This window comes from Clostridium peptidivorans, assembly GCF_900205925.1.
Taxonomy (GTDB): Bacteria; Bacillota; Clostridia; order Clostridiales; family Clostridiaceae; genus Clostridium_AK; species Clostridium_AK peptidivorans.
The window spans coordinates 32992-58564 of the sequence record NZ_OAOD01000016.1 but is presented as its reverse complement, the minus strand read 5'-3'; the positions used below and the strand labels follow the sequence as shown (position 1 = coordinate 58564).

Below are 25573 nucleotides of genomic sequence, written 5' to 3'. Positions count from 1 at the left end.
TGGTATAATTTTAGTGGCAATATTATAAGGATAAAGAACAAAAGGGAGGTGAGACGGAGTGATTAATAGCAATTTATTATTAGATGTGGGCAGTAATATTAGGTTAAATGAAATTGAATTTACTGTAGATGGATATATAGTTTTTAAAGATTCTGATGGCACAAAGTGGATTGAATATAAGCTAAAAGCTAAGAGAGGATTTCAGGTTCAATGGCTAAGTGTGGACAAAGTAAATGATGAATATGCTGTTTATAGTGAAGAATCATATAGTGAAGAATTTCTAGAGGAAAATATTAAAGCTAATGGATATAAAGAGGTAGATAACAGCTCAGCTAAAGTAGTAGATTATAGGGGAAATGTAGATGTAGACTTAGGTGAGAAAGTATTTTATAAAGAATATGAAGATAGTACAGAGGAGTTATTAATATCAATAGAAAATTGGGATGGAGAGCAGGAGTTTTCAAAGGGATATTACATAGACAAAAATGACATTGAAAAATTAGACTCAGAATTTAATAATAAGTACGACATTGATACAAATGAATCAAATGAACTTGAAAAAGATAAAGGAAATGCAGGAGCTATAGTAGGAATTATTTTAGTGATTATAACAGTTATAATATCTTTAAGAGCTTGTGGATCAAATAAACAGGATAAAAGTTTATCTAGGTTTATAGAATCAAATAGTAATTTTCAATATGAGACTTCTATAACTTCAGATTTAGATCAGAAAAAAAAGGCCAATGTATATTCAACAAGTAAGACAATAGAGGAAGCAGCTAAGTTGCTTATAGAGGGTCTAAAGGGAAATATAGAGGATGTTCAAGAAAATAAGGAAGATAGCACAGTAGCAATAATGACAAAAGATGAGATGGCATTAATTTATTTAAGTGATAATTCGAGGACATTGATACAAGTAAGCTTACGAGAATATGTTTATTCCAGCAGAAATACAGTGTACAGGGGAAGCCATAGGACCAATCGCTTTTATAGAAGCTATTATTATAATAGGGGATATAACAAAGACAAAAGTAGGTACAGTAACTCACCAAATGGATATAGTGATTATAATGATGGCAGCTTTACACCAAATGATAGTAATAGATACAAAACATATTCTAATAGCATAAGGCAAAGTAGTGTAAATACTAGATCGTCATCGGGAGATGGAATTAGTTCAGGTAAGTAAAGAAAGGGGTTTTATAAATGCAGGACATAATAAGTACTTTAATATATTGTGGAATAGGAATAGTTTTAATGAGTTTAGGTACTATCTTAGTTGATGTAGTTATCCCATGCCACTTTCCAACAGAAATAAAAAATAGAAATGTTGCAGTTGGGTATATAACGGCAGGTATATCTATTGGAGTAGGGATAATTCTAAAAAGTGCAATAATCTCTCCAGAGATAGCAGGGGCAACTGCTACATTATTAGAAGGAATAACTGAGACAATAATATATTTCTTTGTTGGAATTGGTGTATGTATTATAGGATATTTATCTATACAAGCAATGAATAAAAAATATAATTTAAATAAGGAAATATCCGATGGAAACCCTGCAGCAGGTTTGATGGTTATGGGGCTTTTTATAGGATTATCCATAGTAATAAGTGGAGTTATTTATTAAACTGTGCAGGTGATATAAATGAATGAAGTTAAAAAATTTAATTATAAATTATTAATGCTCACAACTTTAATAATTTCAGGATGTTCAATTATTTATGAAGTATTAATTAGTTCAGTGAGCTCCTTTTTAGTTGGAGATAGCATAAAACAATTTTCAATAACAATAGGATTATATATGAGTGCCATGGGACTAGGTTCATATTTATCTAAACATATTAAAAAGAATCTTTTTGATTGGTTTGTTGCTGTAGAAATAGGTGTAGGAATACTAGGGGGAATAAGTTCATTGGTGCTGTTTCTCTCAAATATTTATATTGAAAGTTATGAGCTTATAATGTACATAGAGATAATATTTATAGGGACACTTGTAGGTCTTGAAATACCGCTACTTACAAGAATTATAGAAGATAATACAAAAAATTTAAGAGTAACTTTGTCCACTATATTTAGCTTTGACTATATAGGAGGATTAATAGGATCTATAGCATTTCCATTACTTCTGCTTCCTAAGTTTGGATATTTCACCACTGCTTTTTTAGTAGGAGCTTTAAACATAATCGTTTCAGCTATTATAATTTATGGGTATAAAGAATATATCAAAAATATAAGAAGCTTCAAAGTGATATCAATGGTATTACTTATGATAATGATTTGTGGAACAATTTTTTCTGATAATATAGCAAGTTCCATAGAAGGAAAACTTTATAGAGACAAGGTAATTTTATCTAAGCAAACCAAATATCAAAACATTGTAGTTACAAAACATAAGGATGACCTAAGATTATTTATAAATGGTAATATACAGTTTTCAGCTAGTGATGAATATAGATATCACGAAACCTTGGTACATATACCAATGAATGCAGCTAAGAAGGCAGAAAAAGTTCTTATATTAGGTGGAGGAGATGGACTTGCCGTTAGAGAGATACTAAAATATCCACAGGTAAAAAAAATTACATTAGTTGATTTGGATGAAGAAATGGTTAATCTCAGCAGGACAAATCCTCATATAGCAAAGCTAAATGAGAACTCTTTAAGTAACAGTAAGGTTGAACTTGTATATAATGATGCCTTTAAATTTATTGAAAATTCTAAAGAAATATATGATGTAATAATAGTGGATTTACCTGATCCTAACGATGAAAGTTTAAACAAGCTATATACCAATGTATTTTATAGGCTATGCGGTAGTCACTTAGCACCTTCAGGAGCTATGGCTGTACAGTCAACAAGTCCATATTATGCAAAAAATGCATATTGGTGTATAAATAAGACCATAGAAGAAGAAGGCTTTAATGTAATTCCATATCATGTGGAAGTACCAACCTTTGGTGACTGGGGCTTTCAGTTAGTAACTAAAGCACCTGTAGATATTAAAGATATTAAAGTAGATGTGAATACTAAGTTTTTGAACAGTGAAACGGTAGATCGATTATTTATGTTTAGTAAAGATGAAATGGTTAATAAGGATAGCATAAACACAAATACCTTAGTAAAACCACAGTTATTAAAGTATTATTTAGAGGCTGTGAATGTATGGAGATAAAAATGTCTCATATTTGATTAGACTTATATCATAAACTATATAGTTAATTAAAATTTTATAGTTTGGTGGGATTTATTTATGAATGTTAATAAAGAACTCAAAGACATGCTTAATGATTTTTCAAAGTTAGAAGAGGTAGAAGGTATTTTACTAGCAGGATCGCATGCTACAAAAACTAATGATAAAGATTCAGATTATGATATTTATATTTATGTGTCTAAGGAAATACCAATAGAAAAGAGAAAAATAATTACTGACAAGTTCTGTAGTTATATGGAACTAAATAATACCTTTTGGGAAACAGAAGATGATGGAATGTTAAAAGAAGATAATATCCCTATAGAAATTATATATAGGGAATTAGACTTTTTTGATGCAGTATTAAATAGAACCTTAATAAAATGTGAAGCGGATATAGGATATACTACCTGCTTTTGGGCTAACCTCATAAATTCAATTATATTATATGATAAAAATGGTAAGTTAAATAAGCTGCAAGAAAAGTACAAAGTAGCTTATCCATATGAATTAAAGCAAAACATAGTCAGAAAGAATTATCCTTTATTAAAGCTTCAAATGCCTGCATATTATCATCAAATTGAAAAAGCACTGAAAAGAGATGATTATATTAGCGTAAATCATAGAGTAGCAGCTTTACTTGCAAGTTATTTTGATATTATTTTTGCAATAAATGAAATGCCTCATCCTGGTGAAAAAAAGCTGCTTAAGATTATAAAAGACAAAAATCTTAAGGTACCATGCAATATGGAGATGAATATTAATAATATTTTAAAGTTTTCATCTTCAAATAATTCATCTATATTGTTGGAAATAGACTCACTAGTCAATAATTTGGATACGCTGCTAAAGAAAGAAGGGCTGTGGCAAGAATGGATAAAGAATTAAGTTTGCTAGTATGATTTATGAATGGTAGAGGTGAGTTATGAGGAATAATTATAAAAGGCTCTGTGCAGTTTTAATTAGTTTACTATTTTTATTAGTAGGATGTACTCCATCTACTAAGTCTTATATTGCAGAAGATCGAGATGAAAAATGGATAAATGATATTGCATATATAGAAAAAGCACTGCCTAAAGTTCACAAAAACTTATATTTTAATATATCAAAGGAAGAGTTTATAGGCCAATTGGAAGAGCTAAAGAAAAAGGTACCAGCTTATTCAGATGATCAAATAGAAATAGAGCTGAGCAAAGTAATAGCCAGTGTAGGAGATAGTCATACAGGATCTAGTATTGGAATGGAAAAGGCATATCCTATGGGACTTTATTGGTTTAATGATGGCATCTATATTACGAATACAATAAAAGAATATAAAGAGTTATTAAATGCTAAAATCATAACACTAAATGGCAAAAAAATAGAGGAAGCAGCAAATAAAATAAAGCCTCTTTTAGCTGGATCAAATGAGAATTGGTTTAAAACTCAAGTTATGTATTATATACCTATACCAAGTGTACTTCAATACTTTGGAATAAGTAAATCAGATGAGATTGAATTAAGCGTTCAGCTAGCAACTGGTGAAGTAAAGAATATAAAGATGAAATCAATAAAATATGAAGACTGTGTACCAATTGATATAAGCAGTAGTCCAAAACCACTTTATAAGACCCATGCTAATGAAGATTATTGGTATGAATATTTAAAGGACGAAAAAATACTGTATATTAACTACAACAGCTGCGGACAAATGAAAGAAAAGCCTTTTGAGAGTTTTTCAAAAGAAGTGTGGGATTTTGCTGGAAAGCATGAAGTTAAAAAACTTGTATTAGATATAAGAAATAATAGTGGAGGTTCATCAACTATTTTAAACCCATTTATTAAAGAGCTTAAAAAAAGCAGCTTTAATGAAAAAGATAAATTATATGTTATTATCGGAAGAGACACATATTCTTCAGCTATACTAAATGCTCTTGATTTAAAGAAGGAGACAAAAGCCTATTTTGTTGGAGAAAATACAGGAGGAGAACCTAATCATTATGGAGAGTTGAAGACATTAGAACTTCCAAATAGTAAGAAAAAAATTCGATACTCTACAAAATATTTCAAATGGACTGAAGAAAATTTAGATACTATAAAGCCAGATAAGCTTATAGAAGAAACCTTTGAGGACTATAAGAAAGGTGTAGATCCAGTGCTAGAATGGATTAAAGAACAATAACTATAATTTTGAAATTTAGTCATGGTGATTATTTCTTAGGAAATATAACCATGACTTTTTTTAAAATGGAACTCTAAAATGAGGTCCCTTAGTTCGTCTTTTAAGAAGAAAGTTTATCTATCGTAAATTTACAATGCTTAAACATAATCTTTGTATTGCGACGTAAAAATACCGTAAAACTCATTTTGATATGCTCCCCTTAAGGTAGACAGATTAAAAAATTTTTATTTTTTAATCTGTCTACCTTAACAGGGGGCAGTTCATTTCTGAATAATACGGTATTTAAGTAAATTATTTATTTTTTTATTTAGTATCGATAACCTGCTTTGCCATTTTAACTAATTCATCTTGTGATATGTCACAATCAATTGCTAAGAAAGAATAGTTAATTCCATCTTGCATCCAATTTAAATATTGGACTTTAGAGATTTCTTCCTTGTCAGATCCAAAGCTAAATACATATTTACCAGACGATTGATCCTTCTTATCTTGTTCTGTCAATTTATAATCTCCTGGCACAAGCTTGTTAGCATATGAATGATAATATAAATCTATACCGTTATAAGTATTAACAACAGTCGCTTTTTTTGAGTTTTCACCCAACCTTCCATTTTCCATAGAAAGGCTTAATTCATAATTCCCTTTTTTATAAGTAAAATCAAGTGTTTTTGTTTTTGCTACAGAATTACCTTTCACATCAAACCCTTCATCATTTGTAGTATATCCATTTGCAAAGGTATATCCGTTATTGAATTCCTTAACTAATTTAGGATTAAATCCAAGATCCTTCTTTACTTGTTCTACTGTAGGTATATTAGTATAAGTTGGTATGTTACTTCCGTGTGAAGTTATAGAGAATATTTTTCCTGCAGCAAATACAGTTGTTCCTATTGCCATAGTGGCTACTAGTGCAATTATAACTCTTTTCTTAAATGATCCCTTTTTATTTATTTTTATGTTTTCCATTTCATCAGTCTCCTTTTGATCTGGTAAGCTGTTTAATGTTGCACTTACCTTATTTTTAAAACTTTTTGGGGTATCTGGAAAGGTATTATTCCAATTATAATTATCCATACATTGCCTCCATATGCTCTAGCTTCATTTTTAATAGTTTTCGTCCTTTTGCTAATCTACTTTTTACAGTTCCTGCAGGTATTTTTAAAATCTGTTTAATTTCTTCTACCGAATATCCCTCTACATAATGAAGAACAATTGTAATACGAATACGCTCTGGCAATTTCTGAATAGCTAAATATAATTCTCTATAATCCTCTTTATCATCAGCTTTGACAAGCTCAAAGTATTCTTCATAAGGTACCGTTGAGCAATCTTTACGCTTCAAATTATAACATTCATTTATAAGGATTCTAACAAGCCATGTTTTAAAATATTGTTCTTTCTTTAGTGTACCTAATTTATCATAAGCTTTTAAAATTGCCCCCTGAACTGCATCCTCACAATCTTCATCATGCATCAAAATTGATTTAGATACACGGTATAAAGTAGATTCAACCTCGAGAACTTTATCTACAAATTCATCTTTATTCAATTGACTTCCTACCTTTCTTTCTTTGCAAATTGTAGCGCTACTTTTTTGCCTTACACTAATTAGATGCATAAATCTACCAAATGGTTCATTTAATTTTCATTTAAATTTAAATTTTTTATAATATGTAAAACTAACTTTATTTTCATGATAATTTAATACAACGCTGTAAGCCGCATCTTGTAAATCAATCGCAAAACAAAGATACCATAAAATCTATTTCTGAATAATACGGTATCTTAAGAAATTATTTGAATAGTAGGTACTTTACATAGATTTGATTTTTAAATTCATCTGTTCATTTATTTTATTATACTGTATAAGTTTGTAAAGTTTCATAATAATACAATTAGTCATATAGAAAAATTAAATTATAAGAAAGTTTTAAATGTATATTGACATATAGTGGAATAGATTATATTATAAATACATAGTATCAAATTGATATTATCTATAATATAATAAGTAAAGAGGGGATATCTTGGATAAACATTTTATAGATAAAGAAGAGGAATTCTTAAGAAATTACAATGAGGATGATTATAAGAGACCAAGTGTTACAAATGATATGATAATATTCACAACCGATGATAAGGAAGAAGACAATCTTCGAAAGGTGCCTAAAAAAGGAATGCAGGTTCTTTTAGTTAAAAGAAATGATTATCCTTATATAGATAAGTGGGCCCTTCCAGGAGGCTTCGTTGATATAAAAGAAAGTTTAGAGGATGGTTCTAAGAGAAAGCTTAAGGAGAAGACAGGGATAGATAATGTTTATACTGAGCAGCTCTATACCTTTGGAGATGTTCATAGAGATAAAAGAACAAGAGTTATTAGTGTAGGAAATATGGCTTTAGTAGAAAAGAGCACTATAAGATTTAAAGAAGCAGATTCAGAAAATAAAAGTGAATGGTTTTGGATAGATAAAACTCTTATTAGTTCTGAAAAACATGAACAATATGTAGAAAATAAACATCTCTTATCTCTTAAATCCGTTGATGAAAGAGTAGAAATTAATTATGAAGTAACAGAGAAAATCGAAAGAAATATTTTTAGGAGAAAGGAAACAATATATAAGTTACTGGATAACTCTACAGAGGAGTTGGCTTTTGATCACTACAATATATTAGATTATGGAATAGATAGATTGAGAAATAAAGTAGAGTATACGCCAATTGCCTTTAATCTTTTACCAAGAGTGTTTACTGTAAAGGAACTACAAAATGTCTATGAAGCAATAATGGGAAGAGAAATTTTAAACTTCAGAAGAAAAATGGGAGAAATGATTATAGAGACAGATGAAAAAATTGAGGGTAAACCCTTTAGACCAGCTAAGGTATTTAAGTTTAATGAAAATTGGGAGCATAATTTTTAAAAATGAGGAGGATATAAAATGATCTGTTTTAATGGTGAGAGGATAGAAGTTAAGAAGTTCCCAAATGGTGAAGCTTTAATTCATAGTGAAAATTTAAAGCTAAGAAATGATAATAATGAAATCAAAGTTAATTTTGAAAATGATGAGGATATAACTCATTTAATATTTTTGAAGGGTCATTTAGATGAGTTAAAAATAAAATGTAATTTAGTACTTCCCTATATGCCTTACAGCAGAATGGACAGGACTGAAGGAATAATGATTTTTACACTAAAGCATTTATGCAGGCTAATTAACAGCTTAAACTTTGAAAGTGTAACAATTTATGAGCCCCATTCAGATGTATCCACAGCATTACTAGATAGAGTTAAGGTAATAAATATGTCCAAAACTTTAACTGAAGAGCTCTTAAAGGAATTAAACAGCGGAAAAGATACAGTATATTTAGTTTATCCAGATGCAGGCGCAGCAAAGAGATATGGGAAGGAAATAAAATATGCCAAGATTTTAACTGCAAATAAAGAGAGGGACTTTAAAACAGGATTTATAAAAAAGCTGCAGATTAATGGGGAAGTGGAAAGTAAAAATTTTAAGGCAATTATTGTGGATGATTTATGTTCAAAGGGAGGTACTTTTGTGCTGACAGCTTCCAAACTAAAGGAAATGGGAGCAGGGGAAATATACCTGGTAGTTACTCATTGTGAAAATACAGTTTTTGAAGGGGATTTATTAAAGGGTGATTTAATAACAGGCATATATACAACCAATAGTATTTTAAGTAAGGATCATGAAAAAATTAGGGTGTATAAAATTTAAGGGGGAATTTATTATGAAGAAACTATTAGTAGTTATTGACTATCAAAGGGACTTTGTAGATGGAACGCTTGGGTTTGAGAAAGCAAAAACATTAGAACAGGGCATTTATGATAAGGTTAATAAGTATTTAAAAAATGGGGATAAGGTAGTCTTCACCTATGATACCCACTGTGAAGAATATTTACAAACTAGAGAAGGTAGAAATTTACCAGTGGTACACTGCATCAAAGATACCAATGGTCATAAGCTCTATGGAAAAATAAATGATTTTTCAAATTTAGAAAATACACTGCATTATGAAAAAGAAGGCTTTGGAATATCTCCAAAGGATATGATTAAATTAGCCAGTGAATTAGGAGAGGATATTGAAGAAATTGAGATAGTTGGAGTTGTTACAAATATATGCGTAATTAGCAATGCAGTACTATTTCAAACTCAATACAGAAATGCTGATATCATAGTGGATGCAAGTCTTTGCACCAGCTTTGATGATGCACTGCATGAAAAGACATTAGATGTAATGGAAGGTTTACAGGTAAAAGTAATTAATAGGGGGAAATGATAATGATAAACCCATTTTTACTCACAGATTTTTATAAAACAATTCATCACATGTGTTATGCAAAGGGAATGACTAAATTAGTAAGCTATTGGACTCCTAGAATGTCTCGAAAAGAAAATATGGATAAGGTTGTTATGTTTGGCCTTCAGCCTTTTATAAAGAAGTATTTAATTCAGTATTTTAACGAGAACTTCTTCCAAAGGGATAAGGAAGCTGTGGTTTCTGAGTATAAAAGAATTATTTCTAAAACCATGGGAGATAAAGCAGCGGACACAAATCACATTGAAGCTTTGCATGATTTAGGATATTTGCCAATACAAATTAAAGCTGCAGCAGAGGGCTTAAGGGTAAATATTAAAACTCCAATGATTGAAATTACCAATACCCATAAAGATTTTGCATGGCTTGTAAATTATTTAGAAACCTTTATGAGCTGTAATATATGGCAGCCAATGACCAGTGCCACTATTGGCTATAGGTACAGAGAAATAATAGAAAAGTATTTTAATCTTACTGTAGAAAAGGGCGATGTAAGAAAAGCTTGTGGAGATTTTAGTATGAGAGGTTTTAGCTCCTTAGAAAGTGCAGAACTTAGTGGTGCAGCACATCTGCTTTCGTTTTTGGGAACGGCAACAATACCTGCAATTAGCTATTTAGAAGAATATTATAATTGCAATGTAGAAGAGGAATTAGTTGGACTAGGAACTCCTTCTACAGAACACAGTGTAATGTGCAGCTACGGTGAAGATGAGTTTGCAGCTTACAAGAGATTGATCACTGAAGTATTTCCAAGTGGAGTTTTGAGTATAGTATCTGACACCTATGATTATTGGAATGTCATAACAAATATACTTCCAAGATTGAAAGAAGATATATTAAAAAGAGATGGTAAAATTGTTATTAGAGGGGATAGTGGCGATCCAGTAAAAATAATTTGCGGAGATAAGAATGCAGCAAAGGGTAGTGAAGAATATAAGGGAACTGTTGAGCTGCTGTGGGATATATTTGGCGGAGAAATCAATTCAAAGGGGTATAGGGTTCTAAATAGTAAGATAGGGACAATTTATGGAGACAGCATAACGGTGGAAAGATGCGAAGAAATTTGCAAGGGGTTAGAGGAAAAGGGCTTTGCAGTAAGTAACTGTGTCTTTGGTATAGGTTCCTACACCTATCAATACAATACTAGAGATACCTTTGGATTTGCGTTAAAGGCTACTCATGCAGTGATAGATGGGGAAGAAAAGTTTATCTTCAAAGCTCCTAAGACAGATAAATATAATTTTAAAAAGTCACAAAAGGGAATGTGTTATGTGTATAAAAATGAAGAAGACATTTTATATAAGGATGAATTAACTATAAAAGAACAAGCAGAATATAAGGATAATTTATTAGAAGTTGTATTTAAGGATGGTGAAATAATAAAAGAATATTCGTTATCGGAAATAAGAAACAGACTTCACGGAAGCTTTTAGTAATGGTTTAATATAAGATATAAAATTATTTTTGCTATATTGATGGGAGGCATAAAAAGATGAGAAAAGATTTTAATAGAGATATGGAATGTAAAAATATTATAAGTTGGATCAGGGAATACTTTAAAAACCAGCCTGGAGCTAAGGGTGCTGTTATTGGAATTAGCGGTGGAAAGGATAGTACTGTAACGGCTAAGCTATTAGTTGAAGCTTTAGGAAAAGAAAGAGTGTTTGGAGTGCTAATGCCAAATGGTGAGCAAAAGGATATAGAGGACAGCTTAAGGGTTGTAAATATTCTTGGAATAAACTATAAAATTGTTAATATAGAAAAGGCGTACAATGGATTGATAGAGGGTATTGAAGAAAATACTTTATCTATTGATGCTAAGATAAATATCCCTCCAAGACTTAGAATGACTACCCTGTATGCAATTGGAGCCAGCATGAACTATCGAGTATGCGGCACGGGAAATAAATCAGAAGCCTTTGTGGGATATACAACAAAATGGGGTGACGGCGCTTTTGACTTCAATCCTATAGGAAACTTAACTACTGATGAAGTTGTAGCAATTGGAGACTTCTTAGGATTACCTTATGAATTGGTGTATAAAACTCCTAGTGATGGATTAAGCGGAAAATCTGATGAAGAAAAGATGGGTATTTCCTATGAACAAATTAATGAGTATATAGAAAACGGAAGCTGCGGAGATAAGGAAGTAGATGATAAAATTAGGCTGAAGCATGAGTATAGTGAGCACAAGAGGAGTTTACCGCCAAAGTATGAGGGAGTGTAAAAAACCAGAAGCTGAATAGTTATTTTCTAGATGGATAAGATTAAGGAAGCACTTGCAATATGCTTCCTTTTAAAAAGTTTATTTGAATAATAATTGTGAGAAACAGAAACATAAATAGTAATATGAGAAGAATTAAATTAGAATTATAAAACCTCCTTGTAAATGGTTGCTTATTACTTCCATTTAATCACAAGGAGGTTTTCTTTTTTCATTATTAAATTATTACCAATTATTGAGTGTCAATATGGAAGCATTTCTTTAATGCAATACCTGAAGATTGACTCTACTATTTTTTTATTTTTAAAATTTATCTTATATTATGAATAAATTAATTTATATATATAATTATATATAAATTAAAACAAGAATAGATTCATAATTCTAAAAATTATTGAAATACTTTCATTCATATGTTAAAATATCATTAAAATGTATGTGAATTACAAAAATAGTGAACTATGTATGAATGAATTATAAAATTCACAAAAAGTAGTTCATTAAAAACAAAAGCAATATTATAAGAAAGGGGTTATAAAATGGGGGAAACTAGCAAGAAAGTAAAAGTAGATAGAAAGGGAGGATTTTTAGATTGGGTTGAAAGAGTAGGGAATAAACTACCTCATCCAGCTGCAATATTTGTTATTTTAATTTTTGCAATAATTATTATTTCTGATTTATGTGCTAGAGCAGGTGTAAGTGTACAATTTAATATGGTTGATAAAACAAATGGGGGAACTAAACTTACGGATATAAAAGCAGTTAGTTTGCTTACTGCTGATGGTATAAGATATATGTTTACCAGTGCAGTTAATAATTTTACAAGTTTTGCACCATTAGGAACAGTTTTAGTTGCTATGCTAGGAGTTGGTTTAGCAGAAGAGACAGGTCTTATTCAAGCAGTACTTAGAAAAGCAGTACTGAGTACTCCTAAAAGTCTTGTTACAGTTATTGTTGTTTTACTTGGTGTTATGTCTAATATAGCCTCAGATGCAGGATATGTAGTTTTGATTCCATTAGGTGCTATAGTATTTTTGGGTTTTGGAAGGCATCCAATTGCAGGACTTGCTGCAGCATTTGCAGGGGTATCTGGTGGATTTAGTGCAAACCTCTTAATAGGTACTACAGACCCACTTTTGGGTGGAATAACTACAGAAGCCGCAAGACTTATAGATGCCAGTTATAAAGTAGCTCCTACTGCAAATTATTATTTTATGGTAGCATCTACATTTTTGATAACTGCAATAGGTACTTTTGTTACTGAAAAAATTGTGGAACCTAGATTAGGTAAATATGATAAAGCTCCAACTGAAAATGCTACTGAATTGTCAGCAGAAGAGAAAAAGGGATTAAAGTCAGCGGGAATAGCTTTTGCAATATTTATGATAGTATTACTTGCATTAGTGGTTCCATATAATGGTATACTAAGAGATCCTAAAACACACGAAATTATAGGACATACTCCATTTATGGATGGAATAGTACCAATAATAGCTTTATTCTTCTTTATACCTGGTGTAGCTTATGGAATTGCTTCAGGTAAGATAAAGAATAATAAAGATGTTGCTAACTCTGTTGGAAAATCTATGGGCAAAATGGGTGGTTACCTTGTATTGGTATTTGTTGCTTCACAATTTGTTGCTTACTTTGGAAAAACTAATTTAGGAACAATTTTAGCAGCTAAAGGTGCAAAGTTCTTAAATTCTACAGGGCTAACAGGAATTCCACTTGTTTTATTATTTACTATATTAACAGCTTTTATAAATTTATTTATGGGATCAGCTTCAGCAAAATGGGCTATAATGGCACCGGTATTTGTCCCAATGTTTATGGCTATAGGATTTTCACCAGAATTTACACAAGCTACATTTAGAGTAGGAGATTCTTGTACAAACATAATTACACCATTAATGGCATACTTTGCTCTAATAGTAACCTTTGCTGAAAAGTATGATGAAGATGCAGGAATAGGTACTTTAATATCTACGATGCTTCCTTATTCAATGTTGTTTTTACTTGGATGGTCTATACTTTTAATAATATGGTATTCTGCAGGCATACCTTTAGGACCAAATGCTCCAATTCATATACCAATTCCTTAATTTGGATATTTTTACTGTGATATTAGTAATTTGTTCAATTGAATTTTAATTATTAAATTACTGCCAGTTATTGAGTGTCAATATGGAAGCATTTCTTTAATGCAATGCCTGAAGTTAAATAAGCTTGGTGCAATTAAAATCTAGATTGCTGGCTATGGGGTATAACAGTAGCACAAGCCTTTATATAGAAAGGGTATAAAGTTTTTAGGTGATTCCTTAGTATTAACTAGTTTAAATATAGTTGATGCTAAGGAATTAGTGCTTTAAAATATAAATAATAGTAAATTGAAAACTAGTATAGTAATAATAACAAATTACAAAATTTCATAATATATTCCATATTGTTGTAGAAATGTGTTATAATTTCTATAATGGTAGGCTGCAGCCTATCAAGAAGTAAGACAAACGATGATATAAAAACATATAAACAATAAAAAGATTTTATATTACTTGTAAAAAGCGGAGGTAATTCTATATGAATAAGAATATTGAGTCTTTAACTTTAAACAGTGGAGCTATAAAAAATAAAGCATATAATAATTATAAAAAGTCAAATAGAGAATCCTTTCAAAGTATTTTTAATAAGGTTATGATGGATAATGAGGAAAAAACATCTACAAACAACTCTGATACTTCTGAGAGAACAAATATATCAAATGTTTCTGATACTGAAGGATTACATCAATATTATGAAGATCAATTAGAACATAAATCAGATATGGCTGTAGAAAGATTAGCCTCTTTTTTTGGAATTGGCAAGGAATTGATGAAAGCAGTGTTAAAAAGCTTACATATTAATCCTGAAGACTTAGTCGATCCATCCAAAAAAGATGAAATAATAAAAGCTATAATAAAGAAATTTGGATTAGCTAAGGATAGGTCAGAGGCTCTTTCTGAATTAATAAAGGAATTTTAGAACAAGCAGTCTTACTGATAATGAGGCTGTTACTCAGATATTAAAAGGGGGTCTCATTTTTATGAGATCCCCTTAGTCTAACTGCTATTTATCCGATCGCTACCATTGCTAACACCCCCATCGCACTCTGTGAAAGCGACTATCACCAAATCATAGATTTGGGATATCTGCTTTTCTTCAAAGCGGGAGATAAGCACTGATACGCGCCTGGATAAGTTCTTCTAAGGTTCAGATGGAGAAAAGGTATTACTTATAAGCAAACTCCACCTGAACCTAAGAATCACTTGATAATATAATCATTGCAACAATGATGGTAGCAGCAAGGCTCCAATCGGCTAGGTCGATAATTCCTCTGCTGTCGATTTTCATTTGTTATAATCCTTCTTTTTTATATGATAAGATTATAATTTTTTACAAGGCGAAGATGAGAACTAAGAACCCATACATTTAAAGTATTATTTTTAGGACTGTTATTACTTACAATTGCTACATTTCTTGATATGATCTTTCCTATAATTAATACCCAATTTATATATGTACTTATAAGAATATGTTTTACATTAGGAACTATTATTTATATATTAGGTGTAATACTATGGAGTAACTATACAAAGAGAGTTATTGAAAAGTTTGGAGAACTAGCTTTAAAGGATTCTATGACAGATATATTTAACAGAAAAGGAATGGACAAAGTAAATAAAATAATTTCTGAAACAAACAACCCTTTTTATTTTGTTATTTGTGACCTTGATGGAATGAAGAAAATTAACGATAAATATGGTCATCTACAAGGAGATAAGTATATTATAAGTGCTACTAAAATTATTGTAGATGTAGTGGGGCAAAAATGATATGTTGGAAAAATGATAAAGAAAATGAAAACTTTAGCTTAAGTGAAAAGGCTAAAGTTTTTTTATTTGAAGAACAGGAAATAAATATCTTGTTTTAAAATACGACAAAAGATGATAAAATATTTATGACCTATTATTTAAGATATTACAAAAAGGGGAGAAGCAATCATGAATTTCAACAAAGGAAAGAAAGATAAATTATTTTTAATGCTTTTAGACAGTTCTGCCAATTTAAAAGAGGGAGGACAGTATTTTGTTGATTTTAAGATCAAGGAAGAAAAGCATCTTGAAGAATTCAAGACAAAAATGAAGGAGTATGAGCATAAGGGCGACTTTATAGTTGATGAAATAATAAAGGAATTAAATAATAGCTTTATTACTCCAATTGAGCGTGAAGATGCTTTAGAACTTGCGGTTCACATGGATAAAGTTCTTGATGGTCTTGAGCACTGTGCAGCTCGTTTCTATATGTTTAACATATATGAAATACACAGCTATATGGTTGAGTTTAGTGAGTTATTGAATAAATGCATAATTGAAATACATAACGCTGTAGAATTGCTTTCACATAAGAAGCTTACAGAAATTAGACAGCATTCAGTTAAAATAAAAGAATTTGAACACAAGTGCGATATACTTGAAAGAAAGGCAATAAAAGAGCTCTTTGAAAAGGAGAAGGATGTAATTAAACTTATTCAATATAAGGAGATATATGAACTTCTTGAGAATACTGCGGACGAATGCAAAAAGGTTAGTAAAGCCCTTGAAACAGTAGTAATGAAGAATGCGTAAGGAGAAATGAGATGAATACAGCATATATTGTAATCGCTTTAACCGTTGTTCTTGCATTAGCTTTTGACTTTATTAATGGTTTCCATGATACTGCAAATGCAATTGCAACAGCTGTATCCACACAGGCATTAAGTCCAAGACGTGCAATTATAATGGCATCATTAATGAATTTTATAGGAGCTATAGCCTTCACTGGAGTTGCAAAAACCATTGCAAAGGATATAGTAAACTTGGACTCTATACCAAACGGATCAGTAGTTATACTTGCAGCACTTGTTTCAGCCATAGCTTGGAACCTTATTACATGGTACTTTGGAATACCAAGCAGTTCATCCCATGCACTTATAGGTTCAATTGCAGGTGCAGCTATAGCAGCAGCAGGGATATACTCCATAAACTTTAATGGATTTACATCAATAATTAAAGCACTGATTTTATCACCAATACTTGCTTTTGTAGTAGGATATATTATGTTTACTATTTTTAAGAATGTATTTAAAAACTTAAATCTTTCTAAAACAAATATAGGATTTAGAAGGGTTCAGGTTATTACAGCTGCAATTCAGGCTTTTGCTCATGGTACAAATGATGCGCAAAAATCCATGGGAATAATAACAATGGCACTTGTAAGCAACAATTTGATAAGCTCTGGAGATATCCCCCTTTGGGTACAGTTAGCCTGTGCTACAGCAATGGCACTGGGTACTTCCGTTGGAGGATGGAGAATAATTAAAACAGTTGGAACACAAATTATGAAAATAAAACCTGTTAACGGTGTGGCAGCAGATTTATCATCAGCTCTAGTAATATTTGGAGCATCTAAAATTGGTCTGCCAGTTAGTACAACTCATGTTATATCATCTTCTATAATGGGTGTAGGTACATCCTATAGAGTAAGAGCAGTAAAGTGGGATACAGGAAAAAGAATGATAATAACTTGGTTTATTACACTTCCAATATCAGCAGCATTGGCTGCAGTTATATATATGGGTATGAGTATGTTTTTATAGTGCCACCCACATGGCAAGTAGCAAGTATACAAAGCATCTGCAATATTGCAGGTGCTTTTTTTATATATAACTTTACTGAGGACATTATATTGTAATTTTTGAAAGTCAGGGCATGAAGGCAATAACAAGTTTGAACTTGTAGTAATATTGTGGTAAATTTAAGGGGGAAAAGTAGTATTATGGGGAATATGTATGAGGAAGTTACAGAGTAAAACCAGCGGTAGTACATAACACTTGTACACAGGATATTGTGGGACAAGCTGATATAATAAATTTAACATTTATATTTAAAAGGAGTTGAAGTTATGGTAGATAAAAATAAAGAAAACGATACCAGCAAAGAAAATTTAATGCTTGATAATATGGACTTTTCAAATAGTGAGTTCATAACATACTTTAGAAATTTTTTAGATGAAAATTTAAATGGGTTATTAAAAGAATTAAATCAGGAGTATTGTTTAAAAGAAGTGGAAATTAAAGGTGTACATGCAGCTTGGATAGACACTGCAAATTCTAATAAAAATAAAAAAGTTATGATATATCTTCATGGTGGATGTTATATGTATGGAAATGTGAAAAATTACTGTACAATTCCTGTTCAACTTTCCAGTGTTACAGGAATAAAGGTATTATCAGTTAATTATGGACTAGCTCCTGAAAATCCGTTTCCAAAGGCTCTAGAGGATGTACTGAGCATATATGAATACTTACTGGAAGAAGGATATAGTTCAAGTAACATTGCTATTGTAGGGGATTCGGCAGGTGGAGGCCTTGCTTTAGCCACTGTATTAAAGCTAAAAGATCTTAAATTAGATTTACCTGCAGCTCTAGGATTATTTTCACCCTGGGTTGATTTAACGTTAAAAGGGGATACAATAGAAACTTTAAAAGAATATGACCCTATATTAAGTAAAAAACAATTGGAGGGATCGGCAAAAATTTATGCTGGTAAAGAAGAGATGAATAATCCTTTAATTTCTCCTATTTTTGGTGATTACAAAGATTTTCCGCCTATGATGATTTTAACTGGAGGTCGTGAGATTTTACTAAGCGATTCAATGAATTTAGCAAGAAAAGCAGCACTTAGCAAAACTACTGCGGATCTTATTGTATGGGATAACCTCTACCATGTTTTTGCAGCAGATTCAAATCTTCCTGAAAGTAAAGAAGCAATAGAAATATTAGGAGCATTTTTGGCAGAAAAAATGAAATAGCAGGAGAAAATAACTTAAGCATAATATCAAGGTAAGCATAATATGCAACGACAAAGAAAGTAGAAAAAAACGTGTTTAGGCTGTTTATAATCAATACTTTATTAACGTAAAAGCATCTGCAAATTGTAGGTGCTTTTAAGGGGATATAAACAAATTTTAAATAAGAAGGTGGAATCTTGAATAATTTATACACTCAGACAGAAGAGCAAGTTCTTTATGATAAAAAAGAAAGTGTATATGAATTTCGCAAAGGAATTAGTAAAGGTATACCTATTGCAGTAGGATACATTCCTGTTTCATTTACATTTGGAATGATGGCGGTTAATGGTGGAATGCCTATTTGGATTGCTATTTTAATATCATTAACAAATCTCACATCAGCTGGGCAATTTGCAGGAGCGACTTTGATAATAGCTAATGCCTCAATTTTTGAAATTATATTAACCACATTTGTAATTAACATTGGATATATGTTAATGTCATTATCACTTTCTCAAAAGATAACATATGAGATGCCATTACTTCAAAGAAGTATTATGGCTTTTGGGATAACAGATGAAACTTTTACGGTGGCTTCTTTAGAGAAAAAAGAAATCACTTTTCCATATATGATGGGACTTATTACATGTCCTTACTTTGGATGGGCATTAGGCACTGCACTTGGAGCAGTAACAACTTCTATGCTGCCTAAATCTCTACAAAGTTCTTTGGGAATAGCGTTATATGCAATGTTTCTAGCACTCATCGTTCCAGCAGCAAAAAAATCCAAAGAAGCATTAGTGGTTATAATTATAGCAATTTTTGTAAGCTCATTATTCAAATGGGTGCCATACATAAATAAAATATCTGGTGGATGGAGTATTATTATTGCTACCATTATAGCAGCAACTATAGGGGCACTGCTTTTCCCAAGGGAGGATGATGAACTTGAATAAAGTATTAATTTCAGTGCTATTAATGGCAGTTGTTACATATCTTATAAGAGTTTTTCCTATAGCAATTTTTAAGAAAAAAATACAGTCAAAAGTATTTAAATCTTTTTTGTATTATGTACCATTTGCTGTACTAGGGGCTATGACTTTCCCAAGTATAGTATATTCTACTTCAAACTTGTATTTTTCAATAATTGGTACTGTAGTTGCACTTGTTTTAGCATATTATGAAAAAGGGCTATTAAAGGTTGCTATGAGTGCAGTCTTAGCTGTATATTTTTGTGAAGTGGTGTTTAGTAAGTTATAATCTGAGGTGATGTTTTCCATAAATTGAAAGTTTATGTTATAATTTCAATATAGTTATATAATGCTCTATTACACACTTGTAAAAAGATGACACAAACAAAATAGAAGTTTGATAGCATACTTCAACTGAATATGTTATCAAACTTCCATGTGTAAACAAAGTTTAGATTTTGATAATATTTTTCCAAATATGGTGGGAGTGGAAAGCTTTTAATATGCTTAAACGATTTAACTTCAGTTTTAATTGGACTTATTCCAATAATTATTTCGTCAACTCCAATAGTATTATGTGCTCCGACAAATGGTTCTACTTGAAGTTTAACTAAAAAATCAAAAGAGCGATATTCAGGTCTCTCTATTTTTAAAAATTCTATTGCAAATAAATCATATTGAAGTAATTGTCCATACTGTTTAGTTACTTCATCTGTAATATACGGCTCAAGAAGTGTTACAATTATATCTTTATATAGTTCTTCTACTGAGCCTTCGGTAGGAGTATATTTGTAAGGAATACCATGCGTAGCATCATTATGTGGTTCAGTAGTAAGTGCATTAGCATTAGTAGAAAAACAAATTAAATATATTATTAAACAAAAAATAATAGATGCTTTTTTCATTTTTTATTACCTCTCTAAAATAGTTATCTTTAATAGTATATAATAATATGTTTTTTTTATAAGTTAATAGCATCACAACTTTCTTATCTTGTTACGAAAGAGTAGAAAATTGCACAGTAAACTAAAAAAGGGGATGATATTATTATGAAATTTAAAATTGGAAATATGAAATCAAAAGATATAGTAAATAAAATTTTATTATTGGGGTTAATATGTTTTATTATTGTTGTATTAAATATGCTCAGCGAGTTTTTACTTTTACCAGGAACTACTGGAGAATCTTTAGTAGTAAAAATCTATGATTTTATACAGATAATCAGTTTTATTAGTATACCTATTATAGGTTTAATTTTGTTTAAATTACTATGTGAAGTATTATATAAATTGGTTAGGGCATGTGAAATTATTATTGAAAGGTATGATAATAAATAAGCCTTACAGTCATACACAAATTTCTTATCTTACCATGCAATAGTAATTTATTATGAAGGAGTTTTATAAAAAAGTTAAAAATAATAGTTCATAGCTCAGGTAAGGAAGCTCCTTAAAGATGTTTAGGGAGCTTTTAGTTTTTATTAAGGAACATTATGGAAATATTATGATACACTTATTATAAGTACAGATATCTTACCTTTAAGGGGGGAAGTTATGAAAAGTAAAGAAAAATTCTTATAGGTATACCTCTGTGTATAATAGGTTGTATATTTTTATATATTTCAAAAAATGAAAAATATAGTTGGATAAGCTGGATTTTTTTATTACTAATTATTTCTTCAATTACACTTCTAGCAAATTCTTAAAAAATATAATTGTATGTAAGCTTTGAATTATAAAGATTGGAGTATTTGTACTATATTTGTTGTAAGAGAAGAGAAAAAAGTAGTATATCAGCAGAATTATAACAGAGTAAGGAGGATAAGAAATTGGATAAAGATAAGAGAAGTAGAGTATTTAAGAATATATTTCATGCAATATCAATATTTGTTATTATCACAGTAGGGATTATTTTCTTTACAAATTTATCAATTGCTCCTGTGCCAGAATATAAAAGAAATATATCTGAAACCAATGCCAAAATAATAGTAGATATTAATGATAAGAGTGAAACTAGAACTCCTATTATTAGAACTTATAAAGAGGAAGAATATAATAAACTTGATGAAAATAAAATTAAAAAGATAATGAGTGTGATATCTGGAAATATAGAAGGAGATATTCCAGCCATCGAGCTTAAAGGAGATAAAGATGTAATATATATATATTTTATTAAAGACAAGGAAGAGGTAGTTCCAGATAATATACCTGAAATAGAAATAGAAGTTCCAAAAGATGAAGTTGATACTGCTCCTTATAGTACAGAATATCATAAAATTATAAAAGATAAACTAAATATTGAAGACGGAAAATATAGCTATAAACTAAAACGATATAGAACCCAATATGAAAAATACTTTATGCATTATAATATTATTAAAATTAGTTATGAATTAGATGGAGAAAGATATATTTCTATATTTGGATTAAATACTACTAATGTTGAGGATGGAGTAGATTTTTTTGATAACGAAGAATTAAATCAACCAAAAGAGCCAGAATTATAAAAAAATTAAGTGAAGACGTATTCTTCATAAACTATGACTTTAAAAGAGCTTAAAGAATTAAAGAAAGAAAGGGCAAGGATCAAAAAAGAGAATGAAATCTTAAAAAAGGCTATGGCCATATTTGCAAGGAAGTAAACTCTGTTATAGAAATAATTGATCAAAATAAAGATGTGCATGATGTAACCACACTATGTGCTGTTATTGGTATACCTAGAAGTACGTACTATAAGGCTAAGAAGAAGACTATATAGAGGGATGGTATAACCGCCAAAGAATTCATGGGAGTATTGGATATATTACTCCGCATCAATGTGAAATGATTGCTAGAAAAAAAGTTGCTTAAAAGTTCGATTTTTTGTGTCTAAAATATTGACATAGATCCAATATTGTAACAAGATAATGGAGATACACGATATGATCAATTAAAAAATTATTAATCATGATTTAAGCTTGAACCTCACTTTCCATTGGTAATTTTTTTGTTGTAAATTAAATATAACTCCAAATAATTTTGGGGTTCAAGTTTAATATGAATAAAATTAAGGGTTTTGCCAAAGTTTCACCGAAGAAACTTAGAAAAAATCATTGATGATGAAAGGAGTATTATATGAATATTCAAAAAACAATTGAAAAATTAAAAAGTGAGGGGTTCGCAGTTTCGTATTTTGAAACAGGAGCTGATGCAGCCAAATATATTACAACACAACTTGTTGGGAAAAGTATTGGCATAGGGGGTAGTAAAACTGTTGAGGCTCTGAATCTATTTGAAACACTATCACAAAATAATGAAGTTTACTGGCACTGGAAACAACCAGCTAAAGAAGCTGTGGAGAAATCAGCTAGGGCTCAGGTTTATCTTACTTCCGCTAATGCTATTTCAGAAACTGGCGAGATTATTAATATTGATGGAACAGGAAATAGAGTCTCTGCTTTGATGTGTGGACATGAAAAAGTGTATATTATTGCAGGTACAAACAAAATAGCTGATGATTATGAAAGTGCAATGTGGCGTGCAAGAAATATTGCAGCACCACTAAATGCAAAAAGACTTGGAATAAAAACTCCCTGTGCTGTAAGTGAGGAAATGAAGTGCTTTAATTGTAACAGTCCAGCACGTATATGTCGTGGAATTTCTGTACTTATGCAAAAACTCAATGGTAATGCAGAAATGGAAGTAATTCTAATTAATGAAAATCTTGGATACTAAGTCAGTTATCCAGATATTCAGACCATGTAGTAATGTTATAAATAATCTCCTCTGAAAACAACTTCGTAATATTCTTAAAATATTCATTAAGGGAAGGTTTAAGCTTCCCTTAAAAAATGTTTAAATATCAACACTATATTAAAACATGCCCCCAATTTTTAAATGTTTCCAAGGAGTTTAGCCAAATAAACGGATTTCATTTGTTTACTTGCCATTGCCTTTTGAACAGGGGAAAGTTTAAGGATACTTGCAAGTATAGCAGCCATGGCTTTATGACTCAAATGAGCCTCATTATCAAAAATTAAGTTTTGTAACTGGCCCTTTTCTATTGCAGATAATACTGCTCTATGTACAGTTGTTACAGGTGTAATAACACTTTCCTTTCTACGAACTAGCTTAATAGCATTAACTTTGCAATTCCTTACGCAAACCCCGCAGCCAAGGCATAAATCTTCGAAAAGCTCAGCTATTTTAAAATTAGGTTTTTCTACGGAAGTTTCCTTTAATTTAATTGCTTCCATAGGACAAACTTTAGCACATTTTCCACAGCCTATACAGCTATCTATATTTATACTAGGCAAATAACTAGTAGTATTTACAGGAACTAAAAATCCAAACTTCTTTGCAGATACAAATGCTTCACAATGGCATTTACAACAATTGCAAATGAAGTTAGGCTGCTTTTGAACATTTTCTCCACATTGTACTAGATTATAGTCATAGGACATATTTAAAATGTCTAGAGCTTCAGAAGCATCTATTTTTCTAGCATAATTATGCTTTATAAGGGTATAAGCGGTAGTAGAAAAGCTTAGACAATTTTCCATAGGAGCATAGCAGTCATCTCCTAAATGGTGAGCTTTATGCCTGCAGTAACAAGTGCTGACACCAATATGTTTAGCATTTTTTATTATGTAACTTGCTTTTTCATAATCTAATATATCTATAGAATTTTCATCATTAAAAACCCTCTCTTGAACAAAGACCCTGCCGAGTTTTGTTTCTGTACCCCAAAATAAATCTCTAGAAAAGTCATTCTCCACATTAAGATATTGATGAAATAATTCACTAAGAACCTTTTGATCAAGATTGGTACCAACTCTCATTAATGCAAATTCAAAAAAACCAGCCATTGGAGGAGCCATCATATATTTTTGTTCGCCGTCATTTTCACATTCAAGATCTAAAATTAATGCTTTAGAAGCTAATGATTCAAGGATACCCGCAGCTTTCGCTTCACTAACGCCCCACAGCTTACCAGCAGTTTTTATATTAAATGATTTTATAGGTAATTTTGCAACCAGTGCCGCTTCTTCTTTAGTAAACATCATGGATAAGATTTTATAAAGTGTTTCAGATGGTGGAGCGCCCTGTGGAAACCTATTTAGCCTTTCCTCTAAACTTTTGTAGGCATCTTTTCCAACTATATGTGACATGTTTTTACCTCCATTTAATAGTTAACTATATAATTGCATATGTTGGTAATAAATGCAATAAGATGTAACATTAATAAATTATAGTGGAAGTTTTTACATTTTATCCCAGGGGCCTGGCCCCTAAGCAATTATGTAAAGCGAATAAAAATCTCTTTTTAATTTCATACTAATATTGAAAAGTATATAGTTATGAAAGGAGAGATAAAATGCAAACAGTACATTGTAACGTTTCAGGACTTGTAAATTCTGAAAGTAAAACTAAATTGCGTAATGCATTGGATGAGATAAAAGGAGTGCAGGAGGTAGCTATAGATATTGCTAGAGGAACAGTTGAAGTAGAATATAATCCACCAGCAGATCCTCAGCAAATTAAAAACTGTATCGAACATACAGGATACCAAATTCAATAGTGCCACCCACATGACAAGTGGCAAGTTTATAAAGCATCTGCAAAGTAGCAGGTGCTTTTTTATTAGAAGAATTTCAATTGATTAAATTGAGAGGTTTGTTAAAATGGTATATGATGGGGTTAATACTACAAAAGGAACTTATGAAAGGAGAAATCATGGAAGAAAGAAAAATTTTCTTTAACTTTAGAGCTTATGAGAATATAAAACAAGCAGAAGACAAGTTGAAAAAGAAGAAATAATTTTGTTAAAAAATATTGCTAACTATGT

General features: G+C 30.7%; 27 protein-coding genes. 23 read left to right on the top strand and 4 right to left on the bottom strand.

Annotated elements, in window-relative coordinates; translation table 11 throughout:
• The first annotated feature begins 58 nt into the window (after positions 1 to 58).
• From CRN98_RS12900 to CRN98_RS12880, 5 genes are all read left to right on the top strand, one after another.
• The gene (locus CRN98_RS12900; RefSeq protein ID WP_097027836.1) at positions 59 to 1189 is read left to right on the top strand and encodes a DUF4178 domain-containing protein; all 1131 of its coding nucleotides are present in this window, start codon (positions 59 to 61) and stop codon (positions 1187 to 1189) included.
• A gap of 17 nt (positions 1190 to 1206) precedes the next feature.
• A complete protein-coding gene (locus tag CRN98_RS12895; RefSeq protein WP_097027835.1) occupies positions 1207 to 1629 on the top strand; it encodes a DUF350 domain-containing protein in 423 nt (140 codons plus the stop codon).
• Between the two features lie 18 nt (positions 1630 to 1647).
• Positions 1648 to 3174: a polyamine aminopropyltransferase gene (locus CRN98_RS12890; protein ID WP_097027834.1), complete on the top strand. Its 1527-nt coding sequence runs from the start codon at positions 1648 to 1650 to the stop codon at positions 3172 to 3174.
• A gap of 78 nt (positions 3175 to 3252) precedes the next feature.
• A complete protein-coding gene (locus CRN98_RS12885; protein WP_097027833.1) occupies positions 3253 to 4080 on the top strand; it encodes a nucleotidyltransferase domain-containing protein in 828 nt (275 codons plus the stop codon).
• Positions 4081 to 4117: 37 nt separating this feature from the next.
• Positions 4118 to 5353, top strand: a complete 1236-nt coding sequence (locus CRN98_RS12880) for a S41 family peptidase (RefSeq protein ID WP_097027832.1) — start codon at positions 4118 to 4120, stop codon at positions 5351 to 5353.
• A 303-nt stretch (positions 5354 to 5656) separates the two neighbouring features.
• On the opposite strand, the gene CRN98_RS12875 is transcribed toward CRN98_RS12880, so the two are convergent.
• Positions 5657 to 6427, bottom strand: coding sequence for a hypothetical protein (locus tag CRN98_RS12875; RefSeq protein ID WP_097027831.1), 771 nt, complete (start codon positions 6425 to 6427; stop codon positions 5657 to 5659).
• Entirely contained in the window at positions 6420 to 6902 is a 483-nt protein-coding gene (locus tag CRN98_RS12870) for an RNA polymerase sigma factor (RefSeq protein ID WP_097027862.1), read from the bottom strand. Before CRN98_RS12870 ends, CRN98_RS12875 begins: the two co-directional genes overlap by 8 nt.
• A 478-nt stretch (positions 6903 to 7380) precedes the next feature.
• Here CRN98_RS12870 and CRN98_RS12865 point away from each other — a divergent pair, with 478 nt between their 5' ends.
• The 13 genes from CRN98_RS12865 (at position 7381) to CRN98_RS12805 (ending at position 20036) form a co-directional block, all read left to right on the top strand.
• Complete coding sequence (locus CRN98_RS12865) at positions 7381 to 8271, top strand: NUDIX hydrolase (protein ID WP_097027830.1); 891 nt, start codon at positions 7381 to 7383, stop codon at positions 8269 to 8271.
• Positions 8272 to 8289: 18 nt separating this feature from the next.
• Positions 8290 to 9087 carry a ribose-phosphate diphosphokinase gene (locus CRN98_RS12860; protein ID WP_097027829.1) on the top strand — a complete coding sequence of 266 codons (798 nt, stop codon included), beginning with the start codon at positions 8290 to 8292 and terminating at the stop codon, positions 9085 to 9087.
• A 13-nt stretch (positions 9088 to 9100) separates the two neighbouring features.
• Positions 9101 to 9649: a cysteine hydrolase family protein gene (locus tag CRN98_RS12855; RefSeq protein ID WP_097027828.1), complete on the top strand. Its 549-nt coding sequence runs from the start codon at positions 9101 to 9103 to the stop codon at positions 9647 to 9649.
• 2 nt (positions 9650 to 9651) lie between these two features.
• Positions 9652 to 11121 (top strand): nicotinate phosphoribosyltransferase, encoded by a 1470-nt coding sequence (locus CRN98_RS12850; protein ID WP_097027827.1) that lies wholly within the window; start codon positions 9652 to 9654, stop codon positions 11119 to 11121.
• Between the two features lie 59 nt (positions 11122 to 11180).
• Positions 11181 to 11915 carry an NAD(+) synthase gene (gene nadE / locus CRN98_RS12845; RefSeq protein WP_097027826.1) on the top strand — a complete coding sequence of 245 codons (735 nt, stop codon included), beginning with the start codon at positions 11181 to 11183 and terminating at the stop codon, positions 11913 to 11915.
• A gap of 536 nt (positions 11916 to 12451) precedes the next feature.
• Positions 12452 to 14014, top strand: coding sequence for an AbgT family transporter (locus tag CRN98_RS12840; protein WP_097027825.1), 1563 nt, complete (start codon positions 12452 to 12454; stop codon positions 14012 to 14014).
• Between the two features lie 475 nt (positions 14015 to 14489).
• On the top strand, positions 14490 to 14930 hold the full coding sequence (locus CRN98_RS12835; protein ID WP_097027824.1) for a hypothetical protein: 441 nt from the start codon (positions 14490 to 14492) through the stop codon (positions 14928 to 14930).
• Between the two features lie 500 nt (positions 14931 to 15430).
• Positions 15431 to 15781 (top strand): GGDEF domain-containing protein, encoded by a 351-nt coding sequence (locus CRN98_RS12830; RefSeq protein ID WP_097027823.1) that lies wholly within the window; start codon positions 15431 to 15433, stop codon positions 15779 to 15781.
• 168 nt (positions 15782 to 15949) lie between these two features.
• Complete coding sequence (locus CRN98_RS12825; RefSeq protein ID WP_097027822.1) at positions 15950 to 16573, top strand: DUF47 domain-containing protein; 624 nt, start codon at positions 15950 to 15952, stop codon at positions 16571 to 16573.
• Between the two features lie 11 nt (positions 16574 to 16584).
• Positions 16585 to 17583 carry an inorganic phosphate transporter gene (locus CRN98_RS12820; RefSeq protein WP_097027821.1) on the top strand — a complete coding sequence of 333 codons (999 nt, stop codon included), beginning with the start codon at positions 16585 to 16587 and terminating at the stop codon, positions 17581 to 17583.
• Positions 17584 to 17888: 305 nt separating this feature from the next.
• Positions 17889 to 18797, top strand: a complete 909-nt coding sequence (locus CRN98_RS12815) for an alpha/beta hydrolase (protein ID WP_097027820.1) — start codon at positions 17889 to 17891, stop codon at positions 18795 to 18797.
• A 254-nt stretch (positions 18798 to 19051) separates the two neighbouring features.
• Positions 19052 to 19732, top strand: a complete 681-nt coding sequence (locus tag CRN98_RS12810) for an AzlC family ABC transporter permease (RefSeq protein ID WP_242960950.1) — start codon at positions 19052 to 19054, stop codon at positions 19730 to 19732.
• The gene (locus tag CRN98_RS12805) at positions 19719 to 20036 is read left to right on the top strand and encodes an AzlD domain-containing protein (protein WP_097027818.1); all 318 of its coding nucleotides are present in this window, start codon (positions 19719 to 19721) and stop codon (positions 20034 to 20036) included. The genes CRN98_RS12810 and CRN98_RS12805 overlap by 14 nt, the downstream gene beginning before the upstream one ends.
• 121 nt (positions 20037 to 20157) lie before the next feature.
• Here the strand turns inward: CRN98_RS12805 and CRN98_RS12800 are convergent, their stop codons facing one another.
• Positions 20158 to 20652 (bottom strand): DUF3888 domain-containing protein, encoded by a 495-nt coding sequence (locus CRN98_RS12800; RefSeq protein ID WP_097027817.1) that lies wholly within the window; start codon positions 20650 to 20652, stop codon positions 20158 to 20160.
• Between the two features lie 144 nt (positions 20653 to 20796).
• Between CRN98_RS12800 and CRN98_RS12795 the strand changes: the two genes are divergently transcribed.
• The 3 genes from CRN98_RS12795 to CRN98_RS12785 all read left to right on the top strand — a co-directional run bounded on the left by CRN98_RS12795 (position 20797) and on the right by CRN98_RS12785 (position 23460).
• Positions 20797 to 21084 (top strand): hypothetical protein, encoded by a 288-nt coding sequence (locus CRN98_RS12795; protein ID WP_097027816.1) that lies wholly within the window; start codon positions 20797 to 20799, stop codon positions 21082 to 21084.
• A 491-nt stretch (positions 21085 to 21575) separates the two neighbouring features.
• Positions 21576 to 22253, top strand: a complete 678-nt coding sequence (locus CRN98_RS12790) for a hypothetical protein (protein WP_097027815.1) — start codon at positions 21576 to 21578, stop codon at positions 22251 to 22253.
• A gap of 607 nt (positions 22254 to 22860) precedes the next feature.
• Positions 22861 to 23460: a lactate utilization protein gene (locus tag CRN98_RS12785; protein WP_097027814.1), complete on the top strand. Its 600-nt coding sequence runs from the start codon at positions 22861 to 22863 to the stop codon at positions 23458 to 23460.
• Positions 23461 to 23618: 158 nt separating this feature from the next.
• Here CRN98_RS12785 and CRN98_RS12780 read toward each other — a convergent pair whose 3' ends face one another.
• Complete coding sequence (locus CRN98_RS12780; protein ID WP_097027813.1) at positions 23619 to 24896, bottom strand: 4Fe-4S dicluster domain-containing protein; 1278 nt, start codon at positions 24894 to 24896, stop codon at positions 23619 to 23621.
• A 206-nt stretch (positions 24897 to 25102) separates the two neighbouring features.
• Between CRN98_RS12780 and CRN98_RS12775 the strand changes: the two genes are divergently transcribed.
• A complete protein-coding gene (locus CRN98_RS12775) occupies positions 25103 to 25306 on the top strand; it encodes a heavy-metal-associated domain-containing protein (protein ID WP_097027812.1) in 204 nt (67 codons plus the stop codon).
• 77 nt (positions 25307 to 25383) lie between these two features.
• Positions 25384 to 25545: a hypothetical protein gene (locus CRN98_RS17765; RefSeq protein ID WP_179632134.1), complete on the top strand. Its 162-nt coding sequence runs from the start codon at positions 25384 to 25386 to the stop codon at positions 25543 to 25545.
• Positions 25546 to 25573: the final 28 nt, after the last annotated feature.